Source organism: Streptomyces sp. NPDC038280, assembly GCF_055600045.1.
On record NZ_JBVJYZ010000002.1, the window covers coordinates 466,014 to 485,241 of the forward strand.

The following is a 19,228-nucleotide window of genomic DNA, read 5'->3' on the forward strand; positions in this document are numbered from 1 at the left end:
CCTATCGCTTGGGGAGGGGGACCCGCACGAGGTCCCGGGCAATGGTCAGCTCGCCGTCGAATCCGGCGGCCCTGGCCTGCTGCTCGAACATGTCGGGGTCGCTGTAACGCTGAGAGAAGTGGGTCAGTACGAGGTGCCGTACGCCCGCGTCGGCCGCGACGGCCGCCGCCTGGCCCGCCGTCAGGTGACCGTGGTCGGTGGCGAGCCGGACGTCCTCGTCGAGGAACGTCGACTCGATGACCAGCATGTCGGCGCCGTCGGCGAGCGCGTGGACACCGTCGCACAGCCGGGTGTCCATCACGAAGGCGAACCGCTGGCCGCGCCGGACCTCGCTCACCTCGTCGAGGGTGACGCCGTCCAGCGCGCCGTCGCGCAGGATCCGGCCGACGTCCGGGCCCCTGATGCCGTGCTCGGCGAGCTTCCGCGGCAGCATGCGGCGGCGGTCCGGCTCCACGAGCCGGTAGCCGAACGACTCGACGGGGTGCGACAGCCTGCGGGCCTCCACGGTGTACGCCTCCGTGACCGCGAGGGGGCCGTCGTCGGCGACCGGTTCCTGGAGCAGGTCGACCGTCTCGCGGTAGGCGGTCGCGTACCGCAGCCGGTCGAAGAACCGCTGCCCGCTGCGCGGGTAGTGGGCGGTGACGGGGTGCGGGACCTGGTCGAGATTGATGCGCTGGATGACGCCGGCGAGACCGAGGGAGTGGTCCCCGTGGAAATGCGTCACGCAGATCCGGTTGATGTCGTGCGCGGCGACCCCGGCGCGGAGCATCTGCCGCTGGGTGCCCTCGCCCGGGTCGAAGAGAAGACCCTCGCCGTCCCAGCGCAGCAGATAGCCGTTGTGGTTGCGGTGGCGTGTGGGGACCTGGCTGGCGGTGCCGAGGACGACGAGTTCGCGTACGGACATTCCGGCTATCCGGGGGGCCAGTTGAGGCCGCGGCCGCCGAGGATGTGGGCGTGCGCGTGCCAGACGGTCTGGCCGGCGCCGGTGCCGGTGTTGAAGACGATGCGGTAGCCGGCCGCCTCGGTCTTCTCCTGGGCGGCGACCTCCCCTGCCTCCCGCAGTATGTCGGCGGCGATCTGCGGCTCGGCGGCGGCGAGGGAGGCGGCGTCCGGGTAGTGGACGCGGGGGATGACCAGGACGTGGCTGGGCGCCTGGGGGTTGATGTCGCGGAAGGCGACGGTGGTCTCCGATTCACGCACGAGGGTGGCCGGGACCTCCCCCGCCACGATCTTGCAGAACAGGCAGTCGCTCTGCGGCTCTCCGGCCATGGCGTGGGCCTCCTCGCCTCCGATGATCACTGACAGGGGGCATGCTATCCGCCCGCGGCGGGGGTTCGCGGGGGGACGCGGGGTGCGGGGGCCGGGGGTTCAACCCCTGGGTGCCCGGCGCTTCATGAACGCTCGGCTCGCCCAGTAGGTGATCACGACGCCCCAGAACAGCGGCGTCCCCAGTCCGGCCACGATCCCCGCACCCAGGCCGGGGACGGCCAGGGTGACCGCCGAGTGGAGGCCGAGGAGCGCCACCGCCGCCGTCATCGCGAGGACCGGCGGGCAGCCGCGGGCCAGGAGGAGAAGCGGCCGGCGCAGCCGGGGCGGGACGCGGCGGCGCATCCACAGCGCCCAGGCCGTCCAGACACCGACCAGGACGGCCGCGCCGACCAGTTCGGGGATCAGCGCGGAGCTGCCGGTGCCCCCGGTGCGCAGTGGCGCCGAGCCGACCGCCGCGGCGAAGAAGCCGATGAGCGCCACCCAGCGGGCCCCGGCCGCCGTCCCCCAGGCCATGGTCTCCAGGTTGTAGCGCGCCTCCCGGTCGTCCAGGTCGAGTGCCGCGGCTTCCACGAATCCCTCGGCCGCGCGGGTCCACGCGCCGCGCCGGAACCACCGCCGGCGCATGTGGAGGAGCGAGAGGTTGTTGTGCGCCTCGCTGCTCTCCGGGTTGAGCCGCAGGGCCGTCTCGTACGCCCGCTGCGCGGTGGCGTGGTCGCCCCGCCGCTGGGCGGTGAGTCCGACGAGGAAGTGGGTAGCGTCCTGGTCGGGGCCGCGCTCGACGGAGCGGAGCGCGGCGGCGTACGCCTCGCGGCGGCGCGATCCGCCGGCCTGGTCCAGGACCGTGCCGAGGGCCAGATGCCCGCTCCAGCTGTTCGGGGCGATCTCGATCGCGCGGCGGGCGGCCCGTTCGGCCTCGGCGTGCCGGCCGAGCCCGAGGAGTGCGTCCGCGCGCACGATCCAGCCGGCGAGGTCGCCCGGGTCCGCGCGCAGTCCCTCGTCGACGGCGGCCAGCGCGGTGGATCGGTCGCCGAGCCGGTTGTGGCAGCGGGCCAGGCGCACGAGCGCGCCCGCGTCGCCGGGCTCCGAGGCGAGGTGCGTGGACAGGAGGGCGGCGGCCTGTTCGTACCGGCCGACGTCGTAGAGGGCGTCGGCCCGCTCCAGACCGGCTGTCATCAGACCTTGTCCCGGTCGTGCGTGATGCTGAGCAGGTTCGGTACGAGTCCGATCCAGAACAGCCACTGCGGCACGCCCCGTTCGGTCCACGGCACCGTGATGATCAGCAGCCCGCACAGGGTGGCCCAGGTCGCCTGCCCGAGGACCACCCTCGGCCAGAACAGCCGCCGTACCAGCGACCGCACGGTCAGCCGCGCGCCCGTCCGCATCCGCCGGTAGCGGCGCCACGCGCCGAAACCCCACACGGCGGCCATCAGGGTCATCACCCACAGGCGGGTGCCGAGCGGCACCGGGAGCTCCTTCACCTCTCCGTCGGTCGGGAAGATGTCGACGGTGACGGCCGCCATGACGAGGCAGAGCAGGGCCAGCCAGCGGGTGCCGCGCAGCATCCGGTACACGGCCCGGTCGAGGTCGCCGCGCAGCCAGTTGGAGTCGGGGGCGGCCGCCAGCGCGGTGGCGTAGGTCTCGGCGGCCTGCGCGGCCGGGGCGTTCCTCGCCTCGCGTTCGGCCGTCACACTGACGGCGAGCGTGTGGGTGGGGTCGATCCGCAGCATCTGCCGGAGCGATTCGTCGACCAGGTCGAAACGCGCGCTGAACGGCGCGACCTTGTACATCGTCTCCCACGGCCTGGCTTCGTCCGGTCCGAGCCGTACCGCCTCCAGGGCCTCCTGGAGCGCCTCCTCCTTGCGGTCGGGGAAGAAGATCAGCATCTCGGCCCGCTCGGAGTGCGGCCCCCAGTCGTCCGGCTGGAGGCGGATCGCCTCGCGCTGTGCCTCTTCGGCCTCGGGGAGCCGGTTCATCCGGCGCAGGGCGAAGCCGCGCACATAGTGGCCGTGGGCGTACTCGGGTTCGGCCTTGAGCGACTCGTCGACGGCGGCGAGGGCCTCCTCGTGGCGGCCGAGACCGATGTGGCACTTGGCGAGCATCGCCCAGGCGCGGGAGTCGTCCGGGGCCTCGGCGAGGCGGCGGGCGGCCCTCTCGGCGGACTGCTCGTAGCGGCCCATCTCGTAGAGCATCTGGGCCTGTTCGACCTGCGGGTGCGGAGCGCTCACAGCTTGCGCCTCTTCTTCAGGTACGTGACCAGGTCGTCGTACATCCCGCCGTCGTTGGCGAACATCGCCACATTGCGCGCGGCGGCGAACCAGGACTCGCTGGACGGCCGGAGCTGCTTCGCCGCGCCCAGCAGATCCTTCATGTTGATCATGCGTACGGTGCCCGTGCGGGCGGAGTCGAGGAGCGCTGACTCGGCGGCTGTCTCGCAGAGGTGGGCGAGATCGGCGCCCGAGAAGTCCTCGGTGGCCTTGACGAGTTTGCCGAGGTCGACGGCCTCGATGGGCCGGTCCCGCAGGTGGTAGCGGAGGATCGCCTCGCGGGCCGCGGGGTCGGGCGGCAGGACGAGCAGGGTGCGGTCGAGCCGGCCGGGGCGGCGCAGCGCGAGGTCCACGTCCCAGGGGACGTTGGTGGCGGCGAGCACGAACACACCTTCGTTGGAGCCGCTGTCGACGCCGTCGAGTTCGGTGAGGAGCTGGTTGACGACATTGCGCAGACCGCTGTGGTGGGTACGGCTGCGCTTGGCGCCGAGCGCGTCCAGTTCGTCGAGGAAGACGACGCAGGGGGCCTGCGCGCGGGCGGTCTCGAAGATGTCGTGGACGTTCTTCTCGGACGTGCCTATGTACATGTCGAGGACGTCGGAGAGCGAGATCGACATGAAGCTCGCGCCGAGTTCACCGGCGACGGCGCGCGCGATGAACGTCTTGCCGCAGCCGGGCGGCCCGTACAACAGCAGTCCGCCGCGCAGGCTCTTGCCGTACAGCTTGCGCAGTTCGGGATTGCGCATGGGGGCGAGGAAGGCGGCCTCCAGGCGGTCCTTCACCTCCTGCATGCCGCCGACGTCGGCGAGGCGTACGGATCCGGGCGCGTCGATGTCCCACGCGGAGGCGTCCGCGGGGTCGCCGCTGCCGTCGGCGGTCAGCGGCTGCTCGCGCTCGGGCGCCGGCTCGACGAACCGGGGCGGGACGACGTCTCCGACCTCCTGCTCGGCGGCGGCCCAGTCGAACGGGGCGGACGGGGCGGGGGGTTGGGGCGCGGGAGGCGGGGCGGCTTCCGGCACGCCCATCGCCCGCACCATCAGCGCCCGCGCTGTCGCGTCGCCCGGCGCGTGCTGCAGGGCGACGGCGGCCTCGGTCACCGCTTCGTCGTTCCGCCCCTCGGAGAGCAGGAGTTCGGCGAAGTGCAGCCTCAGGGGTACGTCGTCGGGGGCCGCGGCCACGGCGGCGCGCAGGCTGCGGATCAGGGGGGACTCGTCGGGCATGCGGACACCCTACGGAGGGCGTCCGGCGCGGCCGTCACGGGGTCTCGGCGAGCCGGCGGGGGCGGGGCCGCCCGGCACGGGCACGAGCCGGCCAGGACCGGGGCTTGATCCCGCGCCCGCGAGCCCGCGCGGCGGTACACCCGAGCGGCCAGGCAGCGCCACCCGGCACACCGCTCAACCACAGTCGCCCCCGCAGGGCTTGAGCCCAGGCACAGCGCCCGCGAGCCCGCGCGGCGGTACACCCGAGCGGCCAGGCAGCGCCACCCGGCACACCGCTCAACCACAGTCGCCGCGCGGGCCCCTCAGCTCCAGCGGCCCGTGCGGCCCAGGAGGAGCGCCGTTGCCGCTGTGCCCGCCGTGGAGGTGCGCAGGACCGTGGGGCCGAGGCGGTAGGGCTTCGCGCCCGCGTTCTCGAAGGCGGCGAGTTCCTCCGGTGAGACGCCGCCCTCGGGGCCCACGACCAGCACGATCTCCCCCTCGGAGGGCAGCGCGGCCGTGGCGAGCGCGCCGCTCGCGTGGTCGCGGTCCTCGTGGAGTACCGCCGCGAATTCCGCCGTGGCGAGGAGCGCCGCGACCTGCTTCGTCGTCATCGCGTCCGCCACCTCGGGGAACCGCGTGCGACGCGACTGCTTGCCCGCCTCGCGGGCCGTCGCGCGCCACTTGCCGAGTGCCTTGAGGCCGCGGTCGCCCTTCCACTGGGTGACGCAGCGCGAGGCCGACCAGGGGACGATCGCGTCCACGCCGGTCTCCGTCATGATCTCGACGGCCAGTTCCCCGCGGTCGCCCTTGGGCAGGGCCTGGACGACGGTGATCCGCGGCGACGGCGCCGCGTCCTCGTGGCGGCCGGAGACCTCCACCGTCAGCTGGTCCTTGCCCTCGGCGGTGAGCACCGCGCACCGCGCCCACTGCCCCAGGCCGTCGGTGAGCACGATCTCCTCGCCCGCGCGCAGCCGCTTCACGGAGACGGCGTGCCGCCCCTCGGGTCCGTCGAGGAGGAACTGCCCGGCGGCGGGCACCTGGTCGACGACGAAGACGGGGGCGGTCATGACACGCTCCGCAGAGCCAGGGCGGCGAGCGCCGAGTCGAGTTCGGCGGCGAGGATTTCGACGAGCTGCCCGGCGGGCAGTTCCCGGGCCAGCCGGTGGCCCTGTCCGGCCCACAGGGCCATGCCCTGCGCGTCACCGGCCGCGGCGGCGGCCTTGCGTAGGGGGGAGGTGAGGTGGTGCACCTCGGGGTACGCGGCGGGGGCGTACGGCCCGTGCTCCCGCATGAAGCGGTTGACCAGGCCGCGGGCCGGTCGCCCGGAGAACGCCCGGGTGAGCTCGGTCCGTACGAACAGCGGGTTGGTCATGGCCTGCTTGTGCAGGGTGTGGGCGCCCGACTCCGGGCAGACCAGGAACGCGGTCCCGAGCTGCGCGGCGTCGGCCCCGGCCGCGAGCGCCGCGGCGATCTGGTTGCCGCGCATCAGGCCCCCGGCCGCGACGATCGGCAGCTGGACGGTCTCACGGACCTGGGTGACCAGGGACAGCAGTCCGACCCCGGCCCCGTCGCCGGCGGGGTCGTCGCGGTGGGTGCCCTGGTGTCCGCCGGCCTCGACGCCCTGGACGCACACGGCGTCGGCGCCGGCCCACTGGGCGGCCTGGGCCTCTTCGGGGGTGGTGACGGTGACGACGGTGAAGGTCCCGACGCGGGCGAGGGCGTCGAGGGTGTCGCGCGTCGGACAGCCGAAGGTGAACGACACGACGGGCACCGGGTCCTCCACGAGGATCGCCAGCTTGGCGTCGTACCCGTCGTCGCGCCCCGCGTCGGGGTCCCCGAGGGAGGTCTCGTACCAACCGGCCTCACCGGCGAGCTGGTGCCGGTACACCTCGATGGCGCCGGGATCGGCGTGCCCGGGCTGCGGCATGAAGAGATTGACCCCGAACGGCTGACCGGTCAGCCCGCGGACCTGCTTGATCTCCTGGTACATGCCGTCGGCGGTTTTGTACCCGGCGGCCAGGAAGCCGAGGCCACCGGCCTCGGACACGGACGCGACAAGCTGCGGACGGGAGGCGCCACCCGCCATGGGGGCCTGCACGATCGGATAACGGCAGAGATCGGTCAGTGCGGAGGACATGGACGCATGGTGTCACGTCCCGGGTGGCACAAGGGGACGGCCCCCTTCCGCCGACGTGCGGCGGAAGGGGGCCGAAGGGGAAATCCCGCTCACCGCCCGTTGAACGCGTCCTTCAGGCGGGAGAACAGTCCCTGCTGTCCGGGCTGGAACTGGCCGGTGGGCCGTTCCTCGCCCCGGAGCTTCGCCAACTCCCGCAGCAGTCGCTCCTGCTCAGGGTCCAGCTTCGACGGGGTCATGACCTCGACATGGACGATCAGGTCGCCCCGGCCGCCGCCCCGCAGATGCGTGATGCCCCGGCCGTGCAGCGGGATCGACTGGCCGGACTGGGTGCCCGGCCGGATGTCGACCTCGTCGAGCCCGTCGAGCGTCTCCAGCGGCACCTTCGTACCGAGCGCGCCCGCCGTCATCGGGATCGTGACCGTGCAGTGCAGATCGTCACCGCGCCGCTGGAAGACCGCGTGCGGCAGCTCGTGGATCTCGACGTACAGGTCGCCGGCGGGGCCGCCGCCGGGGCCGACCTCGCCCTCGCCCGCGAGCTGGATGCGGGTGCCGTTGTCGACACCGGCGGGGATCTTCACGGTCAGGGTCCGGCGCGACCGCACCCGGCCGTCGCCCGCGCACTCGGGGCACGGGGTCGGGACGACGGTGCCGAAGCCCTGGCACTGCGGGCAGGGGCGGGAGGTCATGACCTGGCCCAGGAAGGACCTCGTCACCTGTGACACCTCACCGCGACCACGGCACATGTCACACGTCTGCGCCGAGGTTCCGGGCGCCGCACCCTCGCCGGAACACGTCGTACAGACGACGGCCGTGTCGACCTGGATGTCCTTCGTCGTGCCGAAGGCCGCCTCGTTGAGGTCGATCTCCAGACGGATCATGGCGTCCTGGCCGCGCCGGGTGCGCGAGCGCGGACCCCGCTGCGACGCCGTACCGAAGAACGCGTCCATGATGTCGGAGAAGTTGCCGAAGCCGCCGGCTCCGAAACCGCCCGCGCCCGCGCCGCCCGAAGCGGACAGCGGGTCGCCGCCGAGGTCGTAGACCTGCTTCTTCTGCGGGTCCGAGAGCACCTCGTACGCCGCGTTGATCTCCTTGAACCGCTCCTGCGTCTTCGGGTCCGGATTCACATCCGGGTGAAGCTCGCGGGCGAGGCGCCGGAACGCCTTCTTGATCTCGTCCTGCGATGCGTCGCGGCGCACGCCGAGAACGGCGTAATAGTCCGTGGCCACTTACGACTCCGCCAGGATCTGTCCGACGTAACGTGCCACTGCGCGTACCGCTCCCATCGTTCCGGGGTAGTCCATGCGGGTCGGTCCGACCACGCCGAGTTTGGCGACTGCCTCGTCGCCCGAACCGTAGCCGACCGCGACGACGGACGTGGAGGTCAGCCCTTCATGGGCGTTCTCGTGCCCGATTCGTACGGTCATGCCCGAGTCCTTGGCCTCGCCGAGCAGCTTGAGGAGCACGACCTGCTCCTCAAGTGCTTCCAGCACCGGCCGGATCGTCAGGGGGAAGTCGTGCCCGAAGCGCGTGAGATTGGCGGTCCCGCCGATCATCAGCCGCTCCTCGTGCTCCTCCACCAGGGTTTCCAACAAGGTCGCCAGCACCGTCGAGACCGTACCCCGGTCCTCCGCCTCGAAGGAGTCGGGCAGGTCCTGCACCAGCTGGGGCACGTCCGCGAAGCGGCGTCCCACGACCCGGCTGTTGAGCCGGGCCCGCAGGTCCGCCAGCGAGGTCTCGCCGAAGGGCGCGGGGCAGTCGATCATGCGCTGCTCGACCCGGCCGGTGTCGGTGATCAGGACGAGCATCAGCCGCGCGGGCGCCAGCGACAGCAGCTCCACATGGCGCACCGTCGACCGGGTCAGCGAGGGGTACTGGACCACCGCGACCTGCCGGGTCAGCTGCGCGAGCAGCCGGACCGTGCGTCCGACGACGTCGTCGAGGTCGACCGCGCCGTCGAGGAAGTTGTGGATGGCCCGGCGCTCCGGGGTCGACAGCGGCTTGACGCCCGCCAGCCGGTCCACGAAGAGGCGATAGCCCTTGTCGGTCGGAATACGGCCGGCGCTGGTGTGGGGCTGGGCGATGAAGCCCTCCTCCTCCAGCACGGCCATGTCGTTGCGCACGGTCGCCGGTGACACACCGAGCTTGTGGCGCTCGGTGAGCGCCTTCGAGCCCACGGGCTCCTCGGTGCCGACGTAGTCCTGGACGATGGCGCGCAGCACTTCGAGTCTGCGTTCGCTGAGCACGCGCACCTCCAGCTCTGGTTTCTTGTCGTCCTCTGGCACTCGCCCTGTCTGAGTGCCAGCGATTCCCTGGTCAGTGTACGGCGAGTGGGTATGCGCCGAGCAAGGGCGGGCGGCCAGCAACGCTACCGCGCGGCGGTGCCGGGTCGTTGCCGATAGCGTCGCGGTATGGACGTGAGTTGGGAAGACCACGGGTGGGAGCGGCTCGCCGAGGGGGTGGGCCGGCGGCGCCTTCCCGTCTGGGACGCGACCACCGCACTCGTCGTCGGCGACGACGCGGCCCTGCTCTTCGACACGGGCTCCACGCTCCGCGAGGGGGCGGAGCTGCGTGCCCAGGCGCAGGCCCTGCTCGGCGGCCGCAGGGTGACGCATATCGCACTGAGCCACCCCCACTTCGATCATGTACTCGGCACGGCGGCGTTCTCCGGGGCCCAGGTGTACGGCGCGGTGGGCATCGACGACGTCCTCACCCGTGACCGTGACGGGCTGCGGGGTTCGGCGGTGCGCCACGGGGTCACCGAGAGGGAGGCCCTCGAGGCCACCGACGTACTGGTGCGGCCCCACCATCTGGTGTCCGGCGAGTGGACCCTGGAGCTGGGAGGACGCCAGGTGCTGCTGGCCAATGTGGGGCCGGGACACAGCGGCCACGACCTGGCGCTGCTCGTGCCGGGCCTGACCGAGGACTCCCCCGAGGTCGTCTTCTGCGGCGATCTGGTGGAGGAGTCGGGCGACCCGCAGGCCGGCGCGGACGCGATCCCGTCGCGCTGGCCGGCCGCGCTGGACCGGCTGCTCTCCCTGGGCGGCGAGGACGCGGTGTACGTCCCCGGGCACGGAGCGGCGGTCGACGCCGCGTTCGTACGCGCCCAACGCGATGAGCTGGCCCGGCGGTTCGGCGTGTCGTAGCGTCTGGCGAATGCGCAGCTACAACCCCGATCTGACACCGCCGTGGAAGAAGCCGTCCGCCGTGCCCGAGGTGCCCGCCGACGTGGATCTGGTGGTGGAGGAGGTCGCGACGGGCTTCTGCGGGGCGGTGGTCCGCTGCGAGGCGGGCACGGTGACGCTGGAGGACCGCTTCGGCAAGCACCGCGTGTTCCCGCTGGAGCCGCGCGGCTTCCTGCTGGAGGGCCGTACGGTCACACTGGTCCGCCCGGCGGCGCCGGCGCCGGTGCGCCCGGCCCGTACGGCTTCCGGTTCGATCGCTGTTCCGGGCGCCCGGGCCCGGGTGGCGCGGGCCGGCCGCATCTATGTGGAGGGACGGCACGACGCGGAGCTCGTGGAGCGGGTCTGGGGCGACGATCTGCGCATCGAGGGCGTGGTCGTCGAATATCTGGAGGGAATCGACGACCTGCCGGCCATCGTCGCCGACTTCGCGCCGGGTCCGGACGCCCGCCTCGGTGTGCTGGTGGACCACCTGGTCCCGGGCTCCAAGGAGTCCCGCATCGCCGCGTCGGTCTCCGACGCCCACACCTTGATCGTCGGCCACCCGTACATCGACGTCTGGGAGGCGGTGAAGCCGTCCTCGGTCGGCATCCGCGCCTGGCCTTCGGTCCCGCGCGGCCAGGACTGGAAGACGGGCGTCTGCCGCGCCCTCGGGTGGCCCGAGAACACGGGGGCGGCCTGGCAGCGGATCCTCTCGGGAGTGCGGTCCTACAAGGATCTGGAACCGGAGCTGCTGGGCCGGGTGGAGGAGCTGATCGACTTCGTGACGGCGCCGTAGCGTCCGGTGCTGTCGGGTCCCAGGGCCGCCGGGCCGGGGCCCGTCAGTCGACCAGGTCCCGGACCACCGCGTCCGCCAGCAGCCGTCCCCGCAGCGTCAGTACCGCCCGGCCCTCCGCGTACGGCTCCGCCTCCAGGAGCCCGTCCGCCAGGGCGCGGCGGGACGCCGCGAGCCCCGCCTCCCGCAGCAGCGACAAGGGGCAGCCCTCCCGCAGCCGCAGCTCCAGGAGGACCCGCTCGACCCGTCGGTCCTCCGCCGCCAGGATCTCCCGGCCCGCGCCGGGCGAGCGCCCTTCGGCCAGCGCCGCCGCGTACGCGCCGGGGTGCTTCACGTTCCACCACCGCACGCCGCCGACGTGGCTGTGCGCGCCGGGGCCCGCCCCCCACCAGTCCGCGCCGCGCCAGTACAGCTCGTTGTGCAGGCAGCGCCCGGCATCGGTGGTGGCCCAGTTGGACACCTCGTACCAGTCGTAGCCCGCCTCGGCGAGCACCGAGTCGGCGATCAGGTACCGGTCGGCGTGGACGTCGTCGTCGGTCATCGGCACCTCGCCGCGCCGGATCCGCCGCGCCAGCTGCGTGCCCTCCTCGACGATCAGCGCGTAGGCGGAGACATGGTCGGGGCCCGCGCCGATCGCCGCGTCCAGGGAGGCCCGCCAGTCGTCGTCGGACTCCCCGGGCGTGCCGTAGATCAGGTCGAGGTTCACATGGTCGAAGCCCGCCGCCCGTGCCTCGGCGACGCACGCCTCGGGACGGCCGGGGGTGTGGGTGCGGTCGAGGACCTTGAGCACGTGCTGCCGGGCGCTCTGCATCCCGAAGGAGATGCGGTTGAAGCCGCCGGCCCGCAGCTCGGCGAGGTAGGCGGGGCCGACCGACTCCGGGTTCGCCTCGGTGGTCACCTCGGCGTCGTCGGCGAGTCCGAACTCGGCGCGGACCGCGTCGAGCATCCGTACGAGATCGCCGGCGGCGAGCAGTGTCGGCGTGCCGCCGCCGACGAAGACGGTACGGACGGGCCGCCGGTCGTCGCCCAGGACCTTCCGGGCGAGCCGGACCTCCTCGACGAGCATCTCGGCGTAGTTGTCCCGCGAGGCCAGCACGCCGCCCTTTCCGCGCAGCTCACTGGCCGTGTAGGTGTTGAAGTCGCAGTACCCGCAGCGGGTCGCGCAGTACGGGACGTGCAGGTAGAAGCCGAGGGGCCGCTCGCCCGCCCCGCTCAGGGCGGCCGCGGGCAGCGCCCCGTCCTCGGGCATGGGCTCACCATCGGGCAGTACGGAAGGCATGGAGTCCATTGTCCGTCACCGCGCGGCTTTGTCCGTCACCGCGCGGCCCGCCGGTCACCGCGCGGTCGCCCGGGGGCCCGCCTGCAGCACCAGGAGCGCCAGGTCGTCCGCCACGGGCGCGTCGGCGAAGGTGTGCACGGCCTGCCGGATCCGGTCGGCCACCGCGTCCGCGGTCAGCCCCACGCAGCCGGCGAGCGCCCGCTCCAGACCGTCCCCGTCGTCGAACATCAGCCCGCCGGAGCGCCGCTCGGTCACCCCGTCGGTGACGCACAGCAGGGTGTCCCCCGGCTCCAGGTCGAAGGTGTGGCTCTCGTACGCGACGTCGCCGACGACCCCGAGGAGGATCTGCGGCTCGGCCACCTGCCGTACGGTCCCGTCCGGCCGCAGGACGAGGGGGAGCGGGTGTCCCGCGCAGGCCACGGTGCAGCGGGCTCCGCCCTCCGCGCCGAGGGGCACGACCTCGCCGTAGAGCAGGGACAGGAAGCGGGGCTGGGGCCGGTCCGGCACGTCCTGTCCGCCGGCCGCGGCGGCCATCAGGGCGGCGGCCTCGGCCGCTTCGGTCGCGTCGTCGAGGAGCAGCCCGTTGAGACGGTCGAGGACCTCGCCGACCTGGTAACCCTCGCGGGCCAGGAGCCGCAGCCAGGGCCGGGCGAGGCCGGTGACGACGGCGGCCTCGGGTCCGCTGCCCTGGACGTCGCCGAGCATGAAGCCCCAGCGGTCGCCGGTCCCGCCGGCCGGGAAGATGTCGTAGAAGTCCCCGCCGGCGACGGAGTCGTCGCTGGGCTCGTAGACCACGCAGCTGTCCACGCCCGGGATCCGGGCCACCTGGCTGGGCAGCAGCCCGCGCTGGAGGACCCGGCTGATGGTCGCCTGCCGGGCGTAGCGGCGGGCGGCGCCGATGGCCAGGGCGACGCGGCGGGCGAAGTCCTCGATCAGGGTGGTGAGGTCGTCGGGCACGGACTGCGGGCCGCGGCGGCCCAGGAGCAGGGTGCCCAGCGCGCGTCCGGCGGCGACGAGGGGGAAGGCGAGGGCGCTGCCGTCCTCGCTGTCACCGTCGTAGGGCCAGGTCACAGGGACCGGCCCGGCCCTGGCGGGGTCGGGCACCTGCGGCGGCTCCTTGCTCAGGGCCGTACGCAGCCGCTCGGTGGCGGACTCGTCGACGTGCCAGACGCCGACCGGACGGGGCGCGGCGCTCGCCCCCTCGGGGGCCAGCCATAACGCGCACCAGTGGGCGAGGCGCGGCACGAGCAGCTGTCCGGCGAGCGCGGCGACCATGTCCTCGTCGAGCTGTCCGGCGAGCAGTTCGGACGCCTCGGCGAGGAACGACAGGGCGCCCCGGGCGTCCCAGCCGCCGTCCGCCCCGGCGTCCCGGGCCGGGTCGTCGTGGGCGCGGTCGTCGTGGGCTTCGCGCACATGGGGGACGACGACGTCGGTGCGGGGTTCCGCGCCCGCGAGCGGCAGCCGGGCCCAGACGGTCTTCAGGCCGGGCCGGTAGGTGACGCCCCAGCATTCGGAGAGCGCGGCGACGAGCTGGAGGCCGCCGCCGGACTCGTGCGCGCCGAAGTCCCAGACGGCCACGGTCCGGGCGGGGTGCCGGTCGGTCACCTCGACGACCACGGCGGTGGCCTCCTCAAGCCGGAGGAGGAGTTCGACGTCCGTACCGGCATGGACGATGGCATTGGTGACGAGCTCGTTGACGACGACCACGGCATCGTCGGCGACCCCGTCGCCGACAGCGCCCGCGTCGCCCCACTCGGCGAGCGCGGCGCGGGCGAAGCGCCGGGCGGCGGCCGGGGTGAAGGGGTCGCCGGGCAGCCCGGCGCGCACCTCGGACGTCACCAGGTGAGCGGTAGCGGTCTCCCGCTGCGACGGAATGGACCTCACTGTGCGGCTCCCGATCGGCTGTGGCATAGCGCCGCGTGGACACCGACAGGGTGACAGACCGAGCCCGCTCATAAGCGCCGAGTCATCGAACTCGGCGGGGCCGTGTCAGGCGAAGGGGGTGGGGCGCAGCCGCCCCACCCCCTTCGACCTGCCACGACGTCGTGTGCGCCGGCTTGCGCCGGGTTCCTACGCCTCGCGCGATCCGGCGTACATGTCGTCGATGAGGTCCTTGTACGTCCGCTCGACGACCGGCCGCTTCAGCTTGAGGCTGGGCGTCAGCTCGCCGTGCTCGATGTCCAGGTCACGCGGGAGCAGACGGAACTTCTTGATGGTCTGCCAGCGCTGCAGGCCCTCGTTGAGCCGGTCCACATAGCCCTGGATCAGCGCTTCGGCCTTCGGGGTGGCGACCACCTCGGCGTACGCCTTGCCGCCCAGGCCGTTCTCCTCGGCCCAGCCCAGGATGGCGGGCTCGTCCAGCGCGATCAGCGCCGTGCAGAAGTTCCGGTCGGCGCCGTGGACCAGGATGTTGGAGACGAACGGGCAGACCGCCTTGAACTGACCCTCGACCTCGGCCGGCGCGATGTACTTGCCGCCGGACGTCTTGATCAGGTCCTTCTTGCGGTCGGTGATCCGCAGGTAGCCGTCGGGCGAGAGCTCGCCGATGTCGCCGGTGTGGAACCAGCCGTCGGACTCCAGGACTTCGGCGGTCTTCTCGGGCAGACCGTGGTAGCCCTCCATGATGCCGGGGCCGCGGAGCAGGATCTCGCCGTCGTCCGCGATGCGCACCTCGGTGCCGGGCAGCGGCTTGCCGACCGTGCCGGTGCGGTAGGCCTCGCCGGGGTTCACGAAGGACGCGGCGCTGGACTCGGTGAGGCCGTAGCCCTCCAGGATGTGGATGCCCGCGCCGGAGAAGAAGAAGCCGATCTCGGGTGCGAGGGCGGCCGAGCCGGAGACGGCGGCGCGCAGCCGGCCGCCGAAGGCCTCGCGGAGCTTGGAGTAGACGAGCGCGTCGGCGATCTTGTGCTTGGCGGTGAGGCCGAAGGACGCGGAGGCGGTGCCGGTACGGCGGAAGTTGTCCTGGGACTCCTTCGCGTACGCGCGCGCCACGTCGGCCGCCCACTGGAAGATCTTGTACTTGGCGCCGCCGCCGGCCCGCGCCTTGGCGGCGACCCCGTTGTAGACCTTCTCGAAGATGCGGGGCACGGCCGCCATGTAGGTCGGCTGGACCACCGGCAGATTCTCGATGATCTTGTCGACGCGGCCGTCGACGGCGGTGACGTGCCCGACTTCGATCTGTCCGGAGGTCAGCACCTTGCCGAAGACGTGCGCGAGCGGCAGCCAGAGGTACTGGACGTCGTCCCTGGTGACCAGGCCGGTGGAGGCGATGGCCTTGGCCATGTACGACCAGTTGTCGTGCGGGAGCCGTACGCCCTTGGGGCGGCCGGTGGTGCCGGAGGTGTAGATGAGGGTGGCGAGCTGCTCGCGGCGGATGGCCCCGACCCGCTCCTTGACGACCTCCGGGTGCTTGTCCAGATACGCCTTGCCCCGGACCTCCAGCTCGTCGAGGGTGAGGACCCAGCCCTCGGGCTCGCCCTCGGCGGGCGCGACACCGGCGCCGTCGACGACCACGACGTGCGCGAGGTTCGGCAGATCGCCGCGGCGCTCACGGGCCTTGGCGAGCTGGGAGGCGTCCTCCGCGATCAGTACCCGGCTCTCGGAGTCGGCGAGGATGTACGCGGACTCCTCGGCGTTGGTCTGCGGGTAGATGGTGGTGGTGGCGCCGCCCGCGCACATCACGCCCAGGTCGGCGAGGATCCACTCGACCCTGGTGGCGGAGGCGAGTGCGACGCGCTCCTCGGAGAGCACACCGAGATCGATCAGTCCGGCCGCGATGGCGTAGACCCGCTCGGCGGCCTGCTCCCAGCTGAGCGACTTCCAGTCGTCGGGTCCCTGTCCGGCGGCCGACGGGACGGGGTAGCGATAGGCCTCCGCGTCGGGAGTCTGCGCCACGCGCTCAAGGAAGAGGGTCGCCACGGAGGGCGGTCGGTTCTCGATCAAGGTTTGTGAGTCGCTCACGACATCCTCCGGGCCTGCGGGCAGTGCGGCACAGCTGCACGAGGGGCTGGGTTGTTTAACTGGCGAGTAACCTTCGGGGCGTGATCAGGGTAGAGCGCCGTGGACGGGTGCGTAAGGGGCTGTGGGTCGCCGCTTGATACCCGGTTCATAACGAACGGGCCCCCACGCTGTCCATGCGGGGGCCCGTTAGGTGTAGCAGTCAGACAATTGCCGCCGTTCGGCGACCGTACTACTTCTTGGACTTGCCGCCGGCCGAGTCGTCGCTGGACAGCACCGCGATGAAGGCCTCCTGCGGGACCTCCACGGAGCCGACCATCTTCATCCGCTTCTTGCCTTCCTTCTGCTTCTCCAGCAGCTTCCGCTTACGGGAGATGTCACCGCCGTAGCACTTGGCGAGGACGTCCTTGCGGATGGCGCGGATGGTCTCGCGGGCGATGACCCGGGAGCCGATGGCGGCCTGGATCGGCACCTCGAAGGCCTGCCGGGGGATCAGCTCGCGCAGCTTGGCGACGAGGCGCACACCGTAGGCGTACGCGGCGTCCTTGTGCGTGACGGCGGAGAACGCGTCGACCTTGTCGCCGTGCAGCAGGATGTCGACCTTGACCAGGCTGGAGGCCTGCTCGCCGGTGGGCTCGTAGTCCAGGGAGGCGTAGCCCCGGGTCTTGGACTTCAGCTGGTCGAAGAAGTCGAAGACGATCTCGGCGAGGGGCAGGGTGTAGCGGATCTCGACCCGGTCCTCGGAGAGGTAGTCCATGCCGAGGAGGGTGCCGCGGCGGGTCTGGCAGAGCTCCATGATCGCGCCGATGAACTCGGTCGGGGCGAGGATCGTGGCCCGGACCACCGGCTCGTACACGTCCGAGATCTTGCCCTCGGGGAACTCGCTCGGGTTGGTGACCGTGTGCTCGGAGCCGTCCTCCATGACCACGCGGTAGACCACGTTGGGGGCGGTGGCGATCAGGTCCAGCCCGAACTCGCGCTCCAGGCGCTCCCGGATGACGTCGAGGTGCAGCAGACCGAGGAAGCCGACGCGGAAGCCGAAGCCGAGGGCCGCGGAGGTCTCCGGCTCGTACACCAGGGCGGCGTCGTTGAGCTGCAGCTTGTCGAGGGCCTCGCGCAGGTCCGGGTACTCCGAGCCGTCCAGCGGGTAGAGGCCGGAGAACACCATCGGCTTGGGGTCCTTGTAGCCGCCGAGCGCCTCGGTGGCGCCCTTGTTCAGGGTGGTGATGGTGTCACCGACCTTGGACTGGCGGACGTCCTTCACGCCGGTGATGAGGTAGCCGACCTCGCCGACGCCCAGACCGTCGGACGGCGTCATCTCCGGCGACGAGACGCCGATCTCGAGGAGCTCGTGCGTGGCGCCGGTGGACATCATCTTGATGCGCTCGCGCTTGTTGAGCTGGCCGTCGATGACACGTACGTAGGTGACGACACCGCGGTACGAGTCGTAGACCGAGTCGAAGATCATCGCGCGAGCGGGGGCGTCCTTGACGCCGACCGGGGCGGGGACGTTCTGCACGACCCGGTCGAGCAGCGCGTCGACGCCGATACCGGTCTTGGCGGAGACCTTGAGGACGTCCTCCGGCTGGCAGCCGATGAGGTTGGCGAGCTCCTCGGAGAACTTCTCCGGCTGGGCGGCCGGCAGGTCGATCTTGTTCAGCACCGGGACGATGGTGAGGTCGTTCTCCATCGCGAGGTAGAGGTTCGCGAGGGTCTGCGCCTCGATGCCCTGGGCCGCGTCCACCAGGAGGACCGTGCCCTCGCAGGCCGCCAGGGACCGCGACACCTCATAGGTGAAGTCCACGTGCCCGGGGGTGTCGATCATGTTCAGGATGTGGGTCTGCCCCACACCCGGGCCCTCGGTGGGCGCCCAGGGCAGCCGGACCGCCTGGGACTTGATCGTGATGCCGCGCTCGCGCTCGATGTCCATCCGGTCGAGGTACTGGGCGCGCATCTGCCGCTGGTCGACCACACCGGTCAGCTGGAGCATCCGGTCGGCAAGCGTGGACTTGCCGTGGTCGATGTGCGCGATGATGCAGAAATTGCGGATCAGCGCCGGGTCGGTACGGCTCGGCTCGGGCACGTTGGTAGGAGTCGCGGGCACGCAGGGTCTCGTCTCGGGGCGATGTTGGATCGATACGTAGGTTCCATGGTCCCACGGACGGGGACGGGCGCTCGGTTTGGGCCGGTCGCGGGGCGGCTGGTAATCTGGGCAGCTGTGTCTCGTGCCCTTTCAGTACGAGTCACTACCTCAAAGATCATCGAACCTGAGAAGGCTCTTTCGTGGCGAACATCAAGTCCCAGATCAAGCGGAACAAGACCAACGAGAAGGCGCGCCTGCGCAACAAGGCCGTCAAGTCGTCGCTCAAGACCGCGATCCGCAAGGCCCGTGAGGCTGTCGCCGCCGGTGACGTCGAGAAGGCCACCGTGGCTTCTCGCGCTGCCGCGCGTGCGCTCGACAAGGCTGTCTCGAAGGGCGTCATCCACAAGAACGCCGCCGCCAACAAGAAGTCGGCGCTGGCGACCAAGGTTGGCGCTCTGCAGGGCTGAGCTCCTCAAGTAACACCCCCGGCCGACCCCAGGGTCACCAGCCGGACGACTTGATCGCCGGAACGGACCAAGCGGGCCCTCTCTCCCGCTCCGTCCCGGCCCCCGGACTCGCACACGATCTGCGTTCGCCACGCGGGTGCGAGCCCACCATCTTCACGCGAACCCCGTTTCCCACCCTTCCCCAGGGCGGGGGCGGGGTTTTTGCGTGGGGAGGGGGCGGGGTTTTCGCGCGGGGAGAGGGGCGGGGGTCGGGGCGGGGCCGGGTGGGCGGCCGGCGGGGGCGGACGCGACGGCGGAGCCGGGTCGGCAGCTGGCGGACGCGACGACGGAGCCGGGTGGCGGGAGGCGACACGGCGCAGCCGGCTGGGCGGCTGGCGGGGGCGGACGCGAAGGCGGAGCCGGGTCGGCAGCTGGCGGACGCGAGGGTGGAGCCGGGTCGGGGGGGCGACCCGGCGCAGCCGGCTGGGCGGCTGGCGGGGGGCGGACTCGACGACGGAGCCGGGTCGGGGGGGGCGACGCGAAGGCGGAGCCGGGTGGCGGGAGGCGACACGGCGCAGCCGGCTGGGCGGCTGGCGGGGGCGGACGCGAAGGCGGAGCCGGGTCGGCAGCTGGCGGACGC

Annotated in this window: 16 protein-coding genes; 3 read left to right on the forward strand and 13 right to left on the reverse strand. The window is 72.3% G+C overall.

Features of this window, described 5'->3' with window-relative positions:
* Position 1: 1 nt before the first annotated feature.
* From ACZ7J0_RS07245 to hrcA, 9 genes are all read right to left on the reverse strand, one after another.
* The gene (locus tag ACZ7J0_RS07245; protein ID WP_470884825.1) at positions 2-904 is read right to left on the reverse strand and encodes a ribonuclease Z; all 903 of its coding nucleotides are present in this window, start codon (positions 902-904) and stop codon (positions 2-4) included.
* 5 nt (positions 905-909) lie between these two features.
* The gene (locus ACZ7J0_RS07250; protein ID WP_469118475.1) at positions 910-1,269 is read right to left on the reverse strand and encodes a histidine triad nucleotide-binding protein; all 360 of its coding nucleotides are present in this window, start codon (positions 1,267-1,269) and stop codon (positions 910-912) included.
* Positions 1,270-1,368: 99 nt separating this feature from the next.
* Positions 1,369-2,442 (reverse strand): tetratricopeptide repeat protein, encoded by a 1,074-nt coding sequence (locus ACZ7J0_RS07255; RefSeq protein ID WP_470884827.1) that lies wholly within the window; start codon positions 2,440-2,442, stop codon positions 1,369-1,371.
* Entirely contained in the window at positions 2,442-3,494 is a 1,053-nt protein-coding gene (locus tag ACZ7J0_RS07260) for a tetratricopeptide repeat protein (RefSeq protein ID WP_470884829.1), read from the reverse strand. The genes ACZ7J0_RS07255 and ACZ7J0_RS07260 overlap by 1 nt, the downstream gene beginning before the upstream one ends.
* Positions 3,491-4,753, reverse strand: a complete 1,263-nt coding sequence (locus ACZ7J0_RS07265; RefSeq protein WP_470884831.1) for an ATP-binding protein — start codon at positions 4,751-4,753, stop codon at positions 3,491-3,493. The genes ACZ7J0_RS07260 and ACZ7J0_RS07265 overlap by 4 nt, the downstream gene beginning before the upstream one ends.
* A gap of 302 nt (positions 4,754-5,055) precedes the next feature.
* Positions 5,056-5,799, reverse strand: coding sequence for a 16S rRNA (uracil(1498)-N(3))-methyltransferase (locus ACZ7J0_RS07270; protein ID WP_470884833.1), 744 nt, complete (start codon positions 5,797-5,799; stop codon positions 5,056-5,058).
* Positions 5,796-6,869, reverse strand: coding sequence for a nitronate monooxygenase (locus ACZ7J0_RS07275; protein ID WP_470884835.1), 1,074 nt, complete (start codon positions 6,867-6,869; stop codon positions 5,796-5,798). Before ACZ7J0_RS07275 ends, ACZ7J0_RS07270 begins: the two co-directional genes overlap by 4 nt.
* A gap of 89 nt (positions 6,870-6,958) precedes the next feature.
* A complete protein-coding gene (gene dnaJ / locus ACZ7J0_RS07280) occupies positions 6,959-8,095 on the reverse strand; it encodes a molecular chaperone DnaJ (RefSeq protein ID WP_470884837.1) in 1,137 nt (378 codons plus the stop codon).
* Positions 8,096-9,112 carry a heat-inducible transcriptional repressor HrcA gene (gene hrcA, locus ACZ7J0_RS07285; RefSeq protein WP_470885169.1) on the reverse strand — a complete coding sequence of 339 codons (1,017 nt, stop codon included), beginning with the start codon at positions 9,110-9,112 and terminating at the stop codon, positions 8,096-8,098.
* A 165-nt stretch (positions 9,113-9,277) separates the two neighbouring features.
* Here hrcA and ACZ7J0_RS07290 point away from each other — a divergent pair, with 165 nt between their 5' ends.
* Together ACZ7J0_RS07290 and ACZ7J0_RS07295 are read left to right on the forward strand one after the other, a co-directional pair.
* Positions 9,278-10,012, forward strand: a complete 735-nt coding sequence (locus ACZ7J0_RS07290) for an MBL fold metallo-hydrolase (protein ID WP_470884839.1) — start codon at positions 9,278-9,280, stop codon at positions 10,010-10,012.
* Between the two features lie 10 nt (positions 10,013-10,022).
* A complete protein-coding gene (locus ACZ7J0_RS07295) occupies positions 10,023-10,826 on the forward strand; it encodes a DUF3097 domain-containing protein (protein ID WP_470884841.1) in 804 nt (267 codons plus the stop codon).
* A 43-nt stretch (positions 10,827-10,869) separates the two neighbouring features.
* Here ACZ7J0_RS07295 and hemW read toward each other — a convergent pair whose 3' ends face one another.
* The 4 genes from hemW to lepA all read right to left on the reverse strand — a co-directional run bounded on the left by hemW (position 10,870) and on the right by lepA (position 18,163).
* Positions 10,870-12,111: a radical SAM family heme chaperone HemW gene (gene hemW, locus ACZ7J0_RS07300; RefSeq protein ID WP_470884843.1), complete on the reverse strand. Its 1,242-nt coding sequence runs from the start codon at positions 12,109-12,111 to the stop codon at positions 10,870-10,872.
* A gap of 45 nt (positions 12,112-12,156) precedes the next feature.
* Positions 12,157-14,013: a SpoIIE family protein phosphatase gene (locus tag ACZ7J0_RS07305; RefSeq protein WP_470884845.1), complete on the reverse strand. Its 1,857-nt coding sequence runs from the start codon at positions 14,011-14,013 to the stop codon at positions 12,157-12,159.
* A gap of 159 nt (positions 14,014-14,172) precedes the next feature.
* Complete coding sequence (locus ACZ7J0_RS07310; RefSeq protein WP_470884847.1) at positions 14,173-16,062, reverse strand: AMP-dependent synthetase/ligase; 1,890 nt, start codon at positions 16,060-16,062, stop codon at positions 14,173-14,175.
* Between the two features lie 229 nt (positions 16,063-16,291).
* Complete coding sequence (gene lepA, locus ACZ7J0_RS07315) at positions 16,292-18,163, reverse strand: translation elongation factor 4 (protein WP_470884849.1); 1,872 nt, start codon at positions 18,161-18,163, stop codon at positions 16,292-16,294.
* A gap of 179 nt (positions 18,164-18,342) precedes the next feature.
* Between lepA and rpsT the strand changes: the two genes are divergently transcribed.
* A complete protein-coding gene (gene rpsT, locus ACZ7J0_RS07320) occupies positions 18,343-18,609 on the forward strand; it encodes a 30S ribosomal protein S20 (RefSeq protein ID WP_470884851.1) in 267 nt (88 codons plus the stop codon).
* Positions 18,610-19,228: the final 619 nt, after the last annotated feature.

Bases quoted from the DNA above. Each gene is read 5' to 3' on its own strand.
- ACZ7J0_RS07290 (WP_470884839.1), top strand. From the start codon at position 9,278: ATGGACGTGAGTTGGGAAGACCACGGGTGGGAGCGGCTCGCCGAGGGG.
- ACZ7J0_RS07250 (WP_469118475.1), bottom strand. From the start codon at position 1,269: ATGGCCGGAGAGCCGCAGAGCGACTGCCTGTTCTGCAAGATCGTGGCG.
- ACZ7J0_RS07295 (WP_470884841.1), top strand. From the start codon at position 10,023: ATGCGCAGCTACAACCCCGATCTGACACCGCCGTGGAAGAAGCCGTCC.
- ACZ7J0_RS07255 (WP_470884827.1), bottom strand. From the start codon at position 2,442: ATGACAGCCGGTCTGGAGCGGGCCGACGCCCTCTACGACGTCGGCCGG.
- ACZ7J0_RS07270 (WP_470884833.1), bottom strand. From the start codon at position 5,799: ATGACCGCCCCCGTCTTCGTCGTCGACCAGGTGCCCGCCGCCGGGCAG.
- hemW (WP_470884843.1), bottom strand. From the start codon at position 12,111: ATGGACTCCATGCCTTCCGTACTGCCCGATGGTGAGCCCATGCCCGAG.
- ACZ7J0_RS07275 (WP_470884835.1), bottom strand. From the start codon at position 6,869: ATGTCCTCCGCACTGACCGATCTCTGCCGTTATCCGATCGTGCAGGCC.
- ACZ7J0_RS07265 (WP_470884831.1), bottom strand. From the start codon at position 4,753: ATGCCCGACGAGTCCCCCCTGATCCGCAGCCTGCGCGCCGCCGTGGCC.
- ACZ7J0_RS07245 (WP_470884825.1), bottom strand. From the start codon at position 904: ATGTCCGTACGCGAACTCGTCGTCCTCGGCACCGCCAGCCAGGTCCCC.
- ACZ7J0_RS07305 (WP_470884845.1), bottom strand. From the start codon at position 14,013: ATGCCACAGCCGATCGGGAGCCGCACAGTGAGGTCCATTCCGTCGCAG.